Raw genomic sequence first — 268 nt, forward strand, 5'->3', positions numbered from 1 at the left:
GGACCAGTACGTTGAGCGGGATAGCGAGTGCAATACTCAGCCGTTCCGCTAGTTCATAGGCGGGACCAATGGTGTCGTAGTCAGCTACCCAGGTCGCCAGGGCAAGACCGCTGGCCTCCATCGCTCGCAGGTAGACGCTGTAGCCCTGAACCGCCAGGCTACTGCCGCGCACCACTTGCGTCTCCCCCTCTCGATTAATCGCCTCCAGCTCAACGGCTATCGGTTGTTTGGGCATCTTGAGCCTCCTCATGGGGTAAGGGGTCACTCT

At 60.1% G+C, this 268-nt stretch carries 1 protein-coding gene; it reads right to left on the minus strand.

Translation table 11 applies throughout. The features are described from left to right. On the minus strand, positions 1-235 hold a 235-nt coding region (locus tag AACR93_RS03815), incomplete at its 3' end, for a hypothetical protein (protein WP_043852283.1). Positions 236-268: the final 33 nt, after the last annotated feature.

The sequence above is a fragment of the Aeromonas sp. L_1B5_3 genome, assembly GCF_963866575.1.
In the GTDB taxonomy this organism is placed as follows: Bacteria; Pseudomonadota; Gammaproteobacteria; order Enterobacterales; family Aeromonadaceae; genus Aeromonas; species Aeromonas jandaei.